We start from the raw sequence: 12,849 nt of genomic DNA, 5'->3' as shown, positions 1-12,849 counted from the left end.
CCTTAATGGCAAAACTGGCATCGACCAGGTTCAGGCAGAAAGGTTATCAATGAGCTGGATTGAACGAATTAAAAGCAACATCACACCTACCCGCAAGGCGAGCATCCCGGAAGGGGTATGGACCAAGTGCGATAGCTGTGGTCAGGTTTTGTATCGCGCCGAGCTGGAGCGTAACCTCGAGGTTTGCCCGAAGTGCGATCACCACATGCGTATGTCAGCGCGTAATCGCCTGCATAGCTTGTTGGATGAAGGGTCCCTGGTAGAACTGGGCAGTGAACTTGAGCCGAAAGACGTGCTGAAGTTCCGTGACTCTAAAAAGTATAAAGACCGTCTGGCATCCGCGCAGAAAGAGACGGGTGAGAAAGACGCGCTGGTGGTCATGAAGGGTACCCTGCATGATATGCCGGTTGTCGCCGCGGCCTTTGAATTTTCCTTTATGGGCGGTTCAATGGGTTCTGTCGTGGGCGCGCGCTTTGTGCGTGCCGTTGAGCAGGCGCTGGAAGACAACTGTCCGCTGATCTGCTTCTCTGCCTCCGGCGGTGCGCGCATGCAGGAAGCGCTGATGTCCCTGATGCAGATGGCGAAAACCTCCGCTGCGCTGGCGAAAATGCAGGAACGCGGCTTGCCGTATATTTCCGTGCTGACCGACCCGACCATGGGCGGCGTTTCCGCAAGTTTTGCGATGCTGGGCGATCTGAACATTGCTGAACCGAAAGCACTGATCGGTTTTGCCGGTCCGCGTGTTATCGAACAGACCGTGCGTGAAAAACTGCCGCCGGGTTTCCAGCGCAGTGAGTTTCTCATCGAGAAGGGCGCGATCGACATGATCGTGCGTCGCCCGGAAATGCGACTGAAGCTGGCCAGCATTCTGGCGAAGCTGATGAATCTCCCGGCGCCGAACCCGGACGCGCCGCGCGAAAGCGTGGTGGTGCCGCCGGTACCGGATCAGGCGCCAGAGGCCTGATGATGTAAAGGGCAGGGCCGGGTGGCGCTGCCCTTTTTGCTATTATTCACCGTTGAAAGTTGCGGGCATCATGGAAAAACATTCTATTCCTCAGGCCACGTCGCCCCTGGCTACGTGGCTTTCTTATCTGGAAAACCTCCATTCAAAAACCATCGACCTCGGACTGGCGCGCGTCAGCAAGGTCGCAGGGTCGCTCGACGTGCTGCAACCGGCGCCGTTCGTCTTTACCGTCGCGGGCACCAACGGCAAAGGCACCACCTGCCGGACGCTGGAAACCATCCTGATGGCCGCCGGCTATAAAGTGGGCGTGTACAGTTCGCCGCACCTGGTACGCTATACCGAGCGCGTGCGCGTGCAGGGGGAAGAGCTGGCGGAAAGCGCGCATACGGCATCATTCGCCGCGATTGAAGCGGCGCGCGGCGAAACATCGCTCACCTATTTTGAATACGGCACGCTGTCTGCGCTGTGGCTGTTCAAGCAGCAACAGGTTGATGTGGCCATTCTGGAAGTCGGCCTGGGCGGGCGACTGGATGCGACTAACATCGTCGATGCTAACGTTGCCGTAGTGACCAGCATTGCGCTGGACCACACCGACTGGCTGGGACCGGACCGTGAAAGCATCGGCCGTGAGAAAGCGGGGGTGTTCCGCGGTGGGCGGCCGGCGGTCGTCGGCGAGCCGGAGATGCCGCAGACGATTGCTGACGTGGCGCGCGAAAAGGGCGCATTGCTGCTGCAGCGTGACGTGGACTGGCGCTATAGCGTAGAGGCGGAAAGCTGGACCTTTAGCGACGCACAGGGCGAACTGCGCAATCTGCCGCTGCCTAACGTGCCGCAGCCGAATGCCGCCACCGCGCTGGCTGCGCTGCGCGCCAGCGGGCTTGCGGTGAGCGAGCAGGCGATTCGTGAAGGCATCGCCAGCGCGATCCTGCCGGGGCGTTTTCAGACTATCCAGTACGCGCCGCGGGTGATTCTCGACGTTGCGCATAACCCGCATGCCGCAGGCTACCTTGCCGGGCGTCTCAAATCCCTGCCGAAAACCGGGCGAGTGCTGGCGGTTATTGGTATGCTGCATGATAAGGACATTGCCGGCACGCTGGCGTGTCTGGAAAGCGTGGTCGACAGCTGGTACTGTGCGCCGCTGGAAGGGCCGCGCGGCGCGACGGCGGAACAGCTGCGCGCGCATTTGCGCGCGGGTGCCGTGTATGGCAGCGTGGCGCAGGCGTGGCATGCGGCGATGGCCGATGCCATGCCGGAAGATACGGTGCTGGTGTGTGGTTCGTTCCACACGGTAGCGCACGTGATGGAAGTATTGGACGCGGGGAGAGCCGGTGGCAAGTAAGTTTCAAAACCGTCTTGTCGGGACGATAGTGTTGGTCGCGCTGGGGGTCATTGTGCTGCCAGGGCTGCTTGACGGGCAAAAAAAGCATTATCAGGATGAATTTGCGGCCATTCCGCTGGTGCCTAAGCCCGGCGATCGCGATGAGCCGGATATGCTGCCGACGGCAACGCAGGCGCTGCCTGCTCAGCCGCCGGAAGGCGCCGCGGAAGAGGTACGCGCGGGCGATGCGGCGGCACCGTCGCTTGATTCCAGCCGTCTGGCGGTGAACGGTAACGGCGATCTCGAGCAGATCCCGCCGGCCGCCGAACTGCCGAAACCGAAGCCGGTCGAAAAACCGAAGCCGAAACCGCAGCCGGTAACGGAACAGGTGGCTGTTACCGCGCCGCCGAAAGCGGCACCTGAAGAGAAGGCTGCGCCGGTGGGTAAGGCTTACGTGGTGCAGCTTGGCGCGTTGAAGAACGCCGATAAGGTGAACGAAATTGTGGCCAGCCTGCGCGGCGCAGGTTATCACGCCTATACGTCGCCTTCGACGCCAGTTCAGGGTAAAATTACCCGCATTCTGGTTGGCCCGGACGCCTCGAAAGATAAGCTGAAAGGTTCGCTCGGTGAGCTGAAGCAGCTGTCGGGGCTGAGTGGGGTGGTGATGGGGTATACGCCGAACTAAGACGTGGGGCTTTTTCCCTCACTCTCTCTCCTTTGGGAGAAGGGACCTTAGGGCATCGTTGGTAGGTTTCGCACCCATTTTCTCTCTCGCCCCTTTGGGGAGAGGGCCGGGGTGAGGGGCCGGACAACGCCGAAAACGACCAGAAAAACGATGGCGTTGAATGTTTTTTCAGCGCCATTTTTTATTTATGCCTGGGAAGGAAATCCCTACGCAAACGTTTTCTTTTTCTGTTAGAATGCGCCCGAACTGGATGACAGGGCGTAGAATCGTGGGACATATATGGTCTGGATTGATTACGCCATTATCGCGGTACTGGGCTTTTCTTGCCTGGTGAGTCTTATCCGTGGCTTCGTTCGCGAAGCGCTATCGTTGGTGACGTGGGGCTGTGCATTTTACGTAGCCAGCCATTACTACAACGATCTGTCTATCTGGTTTACGGGCTTTGAAGACGAACGGGTTCGAAATGGGATTGCTATTGCGGCGCTGTTTATCGCGACGCTCATCGTCGGCGCTATCGTCAACTACGTGATAGGCCAACTGGTGGAGAAGACCGGTTTATCGGGTACCGACAGGGTATTGGGGATCTGCTTCGGCGCGCTGCGCGGGGTGCTGATTATTGCCGCTATCCTGTTCTTCCTCGACACCTTTACCGGCATGGCAAAGAGCGAAGACTGGCAGCAGTCGCAGTTTATTCCCTATTTTTCACCGGTTATCAGATGGTTTTTTGAATACCTTCAAAGCTCGTCAAGTTTCTTGCCCAAAGTATAAGCTTTGGGTCGTTGCTGAACGAGGAAAAGACGTATGTGCGGTATTGTCGGTATCGCCGGTGTTATGCCGGTAAACCAGTCGATTTATGATGCGCTAACGGTGCTGCAGCACCGTGGACAGGATGCCGCTGGCATCATCACCATTGATGCCAACAACTGCTTCCGCCTGCGTAAGGCGAACGGTCTGGTGAGCGATGTCTTTGAAGCCCGCCACATGCAGCGTATGCAGGGCAATATGGGTATTGGCCACGTGCGTTACCCAACGGCGGGCAGCTCCAGCGCCTCTGAGGCTCAGCCTTTCTACGTGAACTCGCCGTACGGCATTACGCTGGCGCACAACGGTAATCTGACCAATGCGCACGAGTTACGTCAGAAGCTGTTTGAAGAAAAACGCCGTCACATCAATACCACCTCCGATTCTGAAATCCTGCTCAATATCTTTGCCAGCGAGCTGGATAACTTCCGCCATTATCCGCTGGAAGCTGATAACATTTTCGCCGCTATCGCCGCGACGAACCGCCAGATCCGCGGCGCTTACGCCTGCGTGGCGATGATTATCGGCCACGGCATGGTTGCCTTCCGCGACCCGAACGGCATCCGTCCGCTGGTGCTGGGCAAACGCGATGTGGGCGATGGCCGTACCGAGTATATGGTGGCCTCCGAAAGCGTGGCGCTGGATACCCTCGGCTTTGAATTCCTGCGCGACGTTGCGCCAGGGGAAGCGATTTACATCACCGAGAAGGGGCAGCTGTTTACCCGCCAGTGCGCCGACAACCCGGTCAGCAACCCGTGCCTGTTCGAATACGTTTACTTCGCGCGTCCGGATTCCTTCATCGACAAAATCTCTGTCTACAGCGCCCGCGTGAATATGGGCACCAAGCTTGGCGAGAAGATTGCGCGCGAGTGGGAAGATCTGGATATTGACGTCGTGATCCCTATTCCGGAAACGTCCTGCGACATCGCGCTGGAAATTGCTCGTATCCTGGGCAAACCGTACCGTCAGGGCTTCGTGAAGAATCGCTACGTTGGCCGTACCTTTATTATGCCGGGGCAGCAGCTGCGTCGTAAGTCCGTGCGCCGCAAGCTGAACGCCAACCGCGCTGAGTTCCGTGATAAGAACGTGCTGCTGGTTGATGACTCTATCGTGCGTGGCACCACGTCCGAGCAGATTATCGAGATGGCGCGTGAAGCCGGTGCGAAGAAGGTCTATCTGGCCTCTGCGGCGCCGGAAATTCGTTTCCCGAACGTCTACGGTATTGATATGCCGACGGCCAATGAGCTGATCGCCCACGGGCGTGAAGTGGATGAAATTCGCCAGATCATTGGCGCGGACGGGCTTATCTTCCAGGATCTGAACGATCTTATCGACGCGGTACGCGCAGAGAACCCGGATATCCAGCAGTTCGAATGCTCGGTGTTCAACGGTGTCTATGTGACCAAAGACGTTGACCAGACCTATCTCGACTTCCTCGATTCACTGCGCAACGACGATGCGAAAGCCGTCCAGCTGCAGAATGAAGTTGAGAATTTAGAGATGCATAACGAAGGGTAAATCAGGACATGCCGGATGGCGACGCATCGCGTCTTATCCGGCCTACAGTCCACCATCGTTGTAGGCCGGATAAGGCATAGCCGCCATCCGGCTTTTTTTATGGTTATGCCTCGTCGACCCAAATCCGCATTTCGCCCTCGCCACGGTTGGCCCAGCTAAACCACGGAATAAAGGTTAGCATCTGCTTCTCAACCGCCGTCTGACGATTATCAAAGCTGTACAGCGGCTTATTCTCCTGAGCCGTCAACACGCGTAGCCCTTCCGCCTGTAGCAGCACTTTGCCTTTCAGCACGCCGACGCCCTGAATCTCGCGAAAGGTCGCCGTTTTCGGCAGCGACAGGTTGTGCAACTCCGCGCCGTTATCCGCTTCTTCCAGGCAGTAAACCAACGGCCCGCGCTGAATCGCCACTTTACCGGCAGCGTGACGCACCCGCGAGTTAGCATAGACGCGGCGGATGGTCATCGGCAGATGCAGCGTTACCACGTCGCCTTCCTGCCATTGACGACGCAGATGCAGATAGCCTTTGATGATGTCACCCTGCGCGGCGTTTCCGTTCACCCGCACCTGCGGCGCTTCACACCATTCCGGCAGGCGTAGCGCGAGCGTATGCTCGACCGCCTGCGGTTGGCTGAAGCGAATCGTGACCTGCTCATCCCACGGGTAGTTGCCCTCTATTTTCAGCGCCAGCGTCCGGCCATTAACCGTAAACTGTGCTTCGCTCCCGGCATAGAAGTTGATAAACAGCGCGTCCTGGCGCGGGGTAAAGAGGTAGTGGCCGATAGCGACGAGCGTGCGGGCGATATTCGGCGGGCAGCAGGCGCAGCCGAACCAGCGCTGGCGTACCGGCTTAATGTGGTCGTAAATATGGTTGTGTGGAATGCTCTTCGGGTGAGTCTCTAACGGGTTCACGTAGAAAAAGTGTTTGCCGTCCAGCGCCATGCCGCCAAGCACCGTATTGTATAACGCGCGCTCCATGACCTCGGCGTAGTGGGCGTCTCCCTCCATCTCCAGCATGCGTCGGGCGAACATCATCAGACCGATGGAGGCGCAGCTCTCGCCGTAGGCGGTGTCGTTTGGCAGATCGTAGTCGCTGGTGAAGGCTTCGCCGATGCCCTGTGAACCGATACCGCCGGTGATGTACATCCGACGTTGTACCATATTGTTCCAGATGCGCAGACAGGTCTGGCGCTTTTCTTCATCATGAGTCAGGCGGGCGAGGTGCGCCAGGCCGGTCATCAGGTATACCGAGCGTACCGCGTGGCCGACCGCTTCGTTCTGCTCTGCGAGCGGTTTGTGCGCGTGGGTGTAGGCTTTATCCTTCACCATCCATGCCTCGCCCCAGTTGTCCCAGTGCCAGGTGCCGCCACGCTTTTCAAACTCAATATCGTAGTAGTACGGCTGCTGGCCGCGTTCTTCGAGGAAAAAGCGCGCCAGCGCCTGGTAACGAGGCTCCCGGGTGACTTCATACAAACGCATCAACGCCAGCTCGATTTCAGGATGCCCGGGATAGCCGCGCAGCTGGCCATCGTTCGGGCCAAAAACGGTATCAATATGATCGGCAAAACGGCAGGCTATCTCCAGCAGGCGGCGCTTACCGGTGGCGTTGAAGAACGCCACCGCCGCTTCGAACAGGTGCCCTGCACAGTACATTTCGTGGCATTCGGCCACGTTGGTCCAGCGTAGCCCCGGTTCTTTCACGGTATACCAGGTGTTGAGATAGCCGTCTTCGCACTGCGCCTGTGCCAGCAGTTCAATCACGGCATCGGCGGTTTGTTCAAGTTCGCTATCCGGCTTCTGGCTCAGCGACCAGGCGACGGCCTCCAGCCATTTGGTGACGTCACTATCCTGGAACACCATCCCGTAAAATTCGCCGGGCTCCAGCCCGGCGGCAATGCGATAGTTAGCCAGCGCGTGGCTGGGTTCGGCTTCGGGAATGTTATCGTTCAGCGCTTCCCACTGGTAAGGGATCACCACGTCGCGAATCAACCGCTGGTATTCGCCCAGAAACGGGTCGGTGATGGTAATACGGTTCAGATCGGCTTCAATCACATCAGACTGCATCATGTTTACCTCAGGAAATGTGTGAATGTCTTTGGTGAAGGTCGGTAGAAATACGTTGCATCATTGGGCCGTTAAGTCGGCACTTCAGCAGGCACAGCGCCAGCGCGAGGTGGAACAGCGCCGGTACGATGCTTTGCAGCAGGGTGATACCCTGAATGGACGCTGCGGTCTGGTTTTCCAGCCCCGGCTGGTAGGCCACCATGATCAGGATCAGACTGATGATGCCGCCGGAAGAGGCCCAGGAGAGCTTGATGAAAAAGAGGTTAAAGGCGAAGTTCATCCCTGATGAACGCACGCCGGTTTTCCATTCGCCGTAGTCGTCGGCGAAGGCCATAATCGAGAAGTGCAGCGGCAGGGTGAAGCCTTGAATGACGCTATTTACGGCTATGCAAACCAGCCATAGCGTCTGATAGTGCGGCCCCGTAGGGAGGAAGTACATGCCCACGCCAAAAGCGACCAGAACAAGGTTCGTCCAGTAGTAGAGGCGCACCATATCCATGCGACGGGAGAGCGGGTTGACGATCACCGCGCCGGCAATCCCGGAAAGCGTCAGAATGCCGAAGAAGAGCGACATGTAGCCGGCGCCACCCTGGAGCACATAGGAAATAAAGTACATATAGCCGCCGCCGCGGATGCACAGAATGTTCACCAGCAGGAACGACATCACCAGCATCATCAGTAACTGATCGTTTTTGCGCAGCCCTTTCAGGTGTTCGCGCAGGGTGAAATTGCCTGCTAGCGACAGCGGCACCCGCTCTTTTACCCAGAAGAAGCACAGCAGGAACATGATCATGCCTATCGTGCACAGCACGGTGACGCCGTACTGGTAGCCCTTGGCCAGGTTACCGTTACCGAAAAACTCAACCATCCACGGCAGGCCAACAGAGACGAGAAAACCGGCTACGCCGCTGAGCACAAAGCGCCAGGACTGGCAGGACATCACCTGATCGTGGCGATTGGTGATCGCGTTAATCAGCGCACAGTAAGGGACGTTGTTCGCGGTATAGCCAATCGATATCAGAAAGTAGGTACCGAAAGCCCAGGCTATTTTCGCGTTAGGCCCCATATCCGGTACGGTAAATGTCAGGATACCAATGACGGCGAGCGGAACCGCCGTCCACAGCTGCCAGGGGCGAAAACGCCCCCAGCGGCTGCGCGTGCGGTCGGCGATCACGCCCATTACCGGGTCGGAAACGGCGTCGAAAATACGCAGGACAAAAAACATCGCGCCAACGATGGCCGGACTGAGGCCAAAGACATCGGTGTAGAAAAAAAGGAGAAATCCGCTGATTAAATCCGAGATGCAATGCCCGCCGGCATCGCCTAATCCATAGCCTATCTTTTCGCGGGTAGACAGCGTCTCTCCCGCATCAACGTTCTGTACATCGGTATTCAGGTTATCAGCAACGGTCATAACCAATCCTCGATCAGGGTGATGATTCAAAAAGTCATTACGGCGTATCTCTGACGAATTTTTAGTAAATAACTAACGGCGATGAGGATAGGGCTTGAGCGCGTTTTTCGTATACAACGTGATTTTTAAAGAGTGAAATTGATCTTATTTTTACTATAAATTAATTATAAATGGTGATTTTGATCTCGTTTATTGGCTGTAATGCAGGAGGTATTGGAGAATGTAGCATTCGTTCTCAGTGTTCTTTTTAATATGTTTAGTAAAAATAAAACTTAGGATTGTCAGCTCGTTGGTGGTAGGGGATACTCTTTGTTCGGTCTGGCGGTGAAGAAGGTAAGCAAAAGCATGACGAAGAAGACCCGAATTAAAGACATTGCCAGCGCCTGCGGCGTCTCGATTGCGGCGGTTTCTCGGGCGCTGAAAGGGCAGCCAGGGCTGAGCGATGAGACACGCCAGCGTATCCTGACGATGGCGCAGGAAGCAGGGTATGACTTCAGCCGTCTACGCAACGGGCGTATTAAGCGGCTGCTTTTTTTGCTGCACCGCGAGCACAACATTGCCAGCGCGCTGCCGTTTTATTCCACGGTTATGCTCGGCGTGGCAGACGCCTGCCGTGAGAATGAGGTCGCCATGAGCTTCCAGCCGATTGGCCCGCAGGACAGGGTGGCGGATCTTATTCATCTGCATCAGCCAGATGCGCTAATCTGTGCCGGGTATCTCGAACCTGAAGTGCTGGCCGAGCTGCGGCAGGCCGCGCTGCCGGTGGCGCTGGTCGACCTGTGGGCGGCCGATTTTCCCTGCGTGAATCCGGATAACTTCCACGGGGGCTTTGTCGCGACGCGCCATCTTCTGGCGCAAGGGAGAACGCGTATCGCCTTTCTGGGGACTTCGCAACGCCATTACAGTATTCGCCAGCGCGTTGAGGGCTACCAGCAGGCGTTATTTGACGCCGGTCTGGCGCTGCCATCGGCGTACCGTATCGAGGTGCCGCCGGTAAAAGATATCGAACAGGCGCTGGTGGAAGGGATGTCGCAGCTGTTGGGGCTAGCGCAGCCGCCGGATGCCATTTTCGCCTATAACGACGTGGCGGCGCTGGTGGCGATGCGTGAGTGCGCGCGCCGGGGTATCCGCGTACCGCAAGACGTGGCGATTGTGGGTTTTGACGATATTGACGCTGCCGCCTGGGCGCATCCGCCGCTTTCGACGGTGGCGGTCGATAAACGCGAACTGGGGCGCGATGCTTTCCAGCTTCTGCTCAGCGATGAGAGCGAACGAAACCTGTTGCTGCCGGTTCGGCTAATAGAGCGCGAAAGTTCGGTAACTCACGCCAGTGCGTCACAGTTGCGTCTGGCTCCATAATCCGGCAAAGTTGGCGCCAGTAGAGAAAAAGGGCGGTCAACGTGAAGCGACTCATCATTGGAATCTCCGGCGCCAGCGGCGCCATTTACGGCGTACGCCTGCTTGAGGTGCTACGCGCCCTGCCGGACGTCGAAACGCATCTGGTGATGAGCCAGGCAGCCCGCCAGACGCTGGCGCTGGAAACATCGCTTTCCCTGCGCGACGTTCAAACATTGGCCGATGTCGTACACGATTCCCGCGATATTGCCGCCAGTATTTCTTCTGGCTCCTTCAAAACGGCAGGGATGGCGATTTTGCCATGCTCTATTAAAAGCCTTTCCGGGATTGTGAACAGCTACACCGATGGTCTGCTGACGCGCGCTGCCGATGTGGTGCTCAAAGAGCGTAGGCCGCTGGTGCTGTGCGTGCGCGAAACGCCGCTGCATCTCGGCCATCTGCGGCTGATGACGCAGGCAGCGGAAATGGGGGCGATAATTATGCCGCCGGTGCCCGCGTTCTATCATCGCCCGCAAACGCTGGATGACGTCATCAATCAGACCGTGAACCGGGTGCTCGATCAGTTTGATATCACCCTACCGGACGATCTGTTTACCCGCTGGTCGGGCGCCTGATGCGCTCATGATGTCTCTTTTGCCCTGTTTCAGGGCAATTCTGCAACGCCGATCAAATCCTCGCGATTAAATCATCCCGATTGCATTTTTGTGCTCGATTTATACGCAGCGGCTGATATCTTCGTCTGTGTTTACCTTTTCTTATCCTTTTGTTAACAAATTTAACGCCATTTAGCTCTTCGGCGAAAGGTTTGGCACAAAAGATGCAGAGTCAGGTTTGCAGACACAACACAACATAACGATATCGCAGTTAACAACATCACGATTTAATAGGGGAACGTATGAAGAAGACGGTTCTTGCTCTCTCTCTGCTGCTGGGTCTCAGCAGCGCTGCCAGCGTCTTTGCCGCACTGCCGCAGAGCATTCGCATCGGTACCGACACCACCTACGCACCGTTCTCATCGAAAGATGCCAAAGGCGATTTTATCGGCTTTGATATCGATCTGGGCAACGAAATGTGCAAACGTGCAAGCATCAAGTGTACGTGGGTGGGAAGCGATTTCGATGCGCTGATCCCTTCGCTGAAAGCGAAGAAAATCGATGCCATCATTTCTTCATTATCCATCACGGAAAAACGTCAGCAGGAGATAGCCTTCTCTAACAAGCTGTATGCCGCTGACTCACGCCTGATTGCCGCCAAAGGTTCGGCAATTAAACCCACGCTGGACGCGCTGAAGGGTAAACACATCGGCGTTCTTCAGGGTTCTACCCAGGAAGCCTACGCCAATGAAAACTGGCGCAGTAAAGGCGTCGACGTGGTGGCCTACCAGAACCAGGATCTGATTTACTCCGATCTGGCCGCCGGGCGTCTTGACGCCGCGTTCCAGGATGAGGTGGCCGCCAGTGAAGGTTTCCTCAAGCAGCCAGCGGGCAAAACGTTTGACTTTGCGGGCCCATCGGTGAAGGACAAGAAATTCTTTGGCGACGGGACGGGCGTTGGCCTGCGTAAAGATGACGTAGAGCTGAAGGCAGCGCTGGATAAGGCGTTGGCCGAACTGCGCGCCGATGGCACCTACGACAAAATGGCGAAGAAGTACTTCAACTTTAACGTCTACGGCGATTAATCCGCCGGGTGTGTCATCGTGGTGCAGATAAATCACCATGCACCACGGTGGTGCATTTTTTGCTCGAAAGTTGCGCGCAGTTGCATAATTAAGCATTTTTAATGAGAAAAATGCCAGCCGAAAGGGCAGAATGCTTTGCCTTGATGGGCCGAAAGATGGCACGATAACCGCTCAGATAATTTCTAAAAAACCCACAAGAATTACTGTCTGTTGAGGATGATTATGAAAAAACTGGCGTTATCTCTTTCTCTGGTTCTGGCGCTTGCTTCTGCATCGAGCGCATTTGCAGCAATTCCGCAAAAAGTGCGCATTGGTACTGACCCAACGTACGCACCGTTCGAGTCAAAAAATGCCCAGGGCGAATTAGTGGGTTTTGACATTGATCTGGCCAAAGAGCTGTGTAAGCGCATCCAGGCACAATGTACCTTCGTTGAGAACCCGCTGGATGCCCTGATCCCCTCGCTGAAAGCGAAGAAAATCGATGCCATCATGTCATCGCTGTCGATCACTGAAAAACGTCAGCAGGAAATCGCCTTTACCGACAAACTTTATGCGGCCGATTCGCGCCTGGTGGTGAAAAAAGGTTCTCCGATTACGCCGGATATCGCCACGCTGAAAGGTAAGCGCGTCGGCGTATTGCAGGGAACGACCCAGGAAACCTACGGTAACGAGCACTGGGCGCCAAAAGGCATCGAAATTGTCTCCTACCAGGGCCAGGACAACATCTACTCTGACCTGACCGCTGGCCGTATCGATGCCGCGTTCCAGGACGAAGTGGCGGCGAGCGAAGGCTTCCTGAAGCAGCCTATCGGTAAAGACTACCAGTTCGGCGGCCCGTCGATTAAAGACGAGAAGCTGTTCGGCGTCGGTACCGGTATGGGCCTGCGTAAAGGCGACACTGAACTGCTGAACGCGCTGAACAAGGCGTTTGCTGAAATGCGTGCCGACGGCACCTACGACAAGCTGGCGAAGAAATACTTCGATTTTAACGTTTACGGCGAGTAATCATCACGAGTAACCCGTCGCTTTGCACGCACAGAGCGACGGGCGTCA

General features: G+C 56.5%; 11 protein-coding genes. 9 read left to right on the top strand and 2 right to left on the bottom strand.

Annotation, left to right across the window (positions count from 1 at the left end):
• Positions 1 to 49 precede the first annotated feature (49 nt).
• From accD to purF, 5 genes are all read left to right on the top strand, one after another.
• The gene (gene accD / locus H7R58_RS15975) at positions 50 to 964 is read left to right on the top strand and encodes an acetyl-CoA carboxylase, carboxyltransferase subunit beta (protein WP_106924243.1); all 915 of its coding nucleotides are present in this window, start codon (positions 50 to 52) and stop codon (positions 962 to 964) included.
• A 70-nt stretch (positions 965 to 1,034) separates the two neighbouring features.
• The gene (gene folC / locus H7R58_RS15970; protein WP_106924244.1) at positions 1,035 to 2,303 is read left to right on the top strand and encodes a bifunctional tetrahydrofolate synthase/dihydrofolate synthase; all 1,269 of its coding nucleotides are present in this window, start codon (positions 1,035 to 1,037) and stop codon (positions 2,301 to 2,303) included.
• Positions 2,293 to 2,967, top strand: a complete 675-nt coding sequence (gene dedD / locus H7R58_RS15965) for a cell division protein DedD (protein WP_182930240.1) — start codon at positions 2,293 to 2,295, stop codon at positions 2,965 to 2,967. Before folC ends, dedD begins: the two co-directional genes overlap by 11 nt.
• A gap of 279 nt (positions 2,968 to 3,246) precedes the next feature.
• The gene (gene cvpA, locus H7R58_RS15960) at positions 3,247 to 3,735 is read left to right on the top strand and encodes a colicin V production protein (protein ID WP_106924246.1); all 489 of its coding nucleotides are present in this window, start codon (positions 3,247 to 3,249) and stop codon (positions 3,733 to 3,735) included.
• 33 nt (positions 3,736 to 3,768) lie between these two features.
• Positions 3,769 to 5,286, top strand: coding sequence for an amidophosphoribosyltransferase (purF, locus tag H7R58_RS15955; RefSeq protein WP_106924247.1), 1,518 nt, complete (start codon positions 3,769 to 3,771; stop codon positions 5,284 to 5,286).
• Between the two features lie 103 nt (positions 5,287 to 5,389).
• On the opposite strand, the gene H7R58_RS15950 is transcribed toward purF, so the two are convergent.
• A complete protein-coding gene (locus tag H7R58_RS15950) occupies positions 5,390 to 7,351 on the bottom strand; it encodes a glycoside hydrolase family 127 protein (protein WP_182930241.1) in 1,962 nt (653 codons plus the stop codon).
• A 7-nt stretch (positions 7,352 to 7,358) separates the two neighbouring features.
• Positions 7,359 to 8,762 carry an MFS transporter gene (locus tag H7R58_RS15945; RefSeq protein ID WP_182930242.1) on the bottom strand — a complete coding sequence of 468 codons (1,404 nt, stop codon included), beginning with the start codon at positions 8,760 to 8,762 and terminating at the stop codon, positions 7,359 to 7,361.
• Between the two features lie 345 nt (positions 8,763 to 9,107).
• On the opposite strand from H7R58_RS15945, the gene H7R58_RS15940 reads away from it, so the two are divergent.
• The 4 genes from H7R58_RS15940 (at position 9,108) to hisJ (ending at position 12,801) form a co-directional block, all read left to right on the top strand.
• Entirely contained in the window at positions 9,108 to 10,121 is a 1,014-nt protein-coding gene (locus H7R58_RS15940) for a LacI family DNA-binding transcriptional regulator (RefSeq protein ID WP_182928563.1), read from the top strand.
• A gap of 41 nt (positions 10,122 to 10,162) precedes the next feature.
• Entirely contained in the window at positions 10,163 to 10,732 is a 570-nt protein-coding gene (locus tag H7R58_RS15935; RefSeq protein ID WP_182930243.1) for a UbiX family flavin prenyltransferase, read from the top strand.
• Between the two features lie 281 nt (positions 10,733 to 11,013).
• The gene (gene argT / locus H7R58_RS15930) at positions 11,014 to 11,796 is read left to right on the top strand and encodes a lysine/arginine/ornithine ABC transporter substrate-binding protein ArgT (RefSeq protein ID WP_106924251.1); all 783 of its coding nucleotides are present in this window, start codon (positions 11,014 to 11,016) and stop codon (positions 11,794 to 11,796) included.
• A gap of 222 nt (positions 11,797 to 12,018) precedes the next feature.
• The gene (gene hisJ, locus H7R58_RS15925; RefSeq protein WP_106924252.1) at positions 12,019 to 12,801 is read left to right on the top strand and encodes a histidine ABC transporter substrate-binding protein HisJ; all 783 of its coding nucleotides are present in this window, start codon (positions 12,019 to 12,021) and stop codon (positions 12,799 to 12,801) included.
• Positions 12,802 to 12,849: the final 48 nt, after the last annotated feature.

It is taken from the genome of Klebsiella sp. WP4-W18-ESBL-05, assembly GCF_014169075.1.
Classification (GTDB): Bacteria; Pseudomonadota; Gammaproteobacteria; order Enterobacterales; family Enterobacteriaceae; genus Kluyvera; species Kluyvera ascorbata_B.
This window is presented reverse-complemented; position numbering and strand designations above follow the sequence as displayed.

Coding starts and splice junctions, on each gene's coding strand:
- accD (WP_106924243.1), top strand. CDS start 50: ATGAGCTGGATTGAACGAATTAAAAGCAACATCACACCTACCCGCAAG.
- folC (WP_106924244.1), top strand. CDS start 1,035: ATGGAAAAACATTCTATTCCTCAGGCCACGTCGCCCCTGGCTACGTGG.
- cvpA (WP_106924246.1), top strand. CDS start 3,247: ATGGTCTGGATTGATTACGCCATTATCGCGGTACTGGGCTTTTCTTGC.
- purF (WP_106924247.1), top strand. CDS start 3,769: ATGTGCGGTATTGTCGGTATCGCCGGTGTTATGCCGGTAAACCAGTCG.
- H7R58_RS15950 (WP_182930241.1), bottom strand. CDS start 7,351: ATGATGCAGTCTGATGTGATTGAAGCCGATCTGAACCGTATTACCATC.
- H7R58_RS15945 (WP_182930242.1), bottom strand. CDS start 8,762: ATGACCGTTGCTGATAACCTGAATACCGATGTACAGAACGTTGATGCG.
- H7R58_RS15940 (WP_182928563.1), top strand. CDS start 9,108: ATGACGAAGAAGACCCGAATTAAAGACATTGCCAGCGCCTGCGGCGTC.
- argT (WP_106924251.1), top strand. CDS start 11,014: ATGAAGAAGACGGTTCTTGCTCTCTCTCTGCTGCTGGGTCTCAGCAGC.
- hisJ (WP_106924252.1), top strand. CDS start 12,019: ATGAAAAAACTGGCGTTATCTCTTTCTCTGGTTCTGGCGCTTGCTTCT.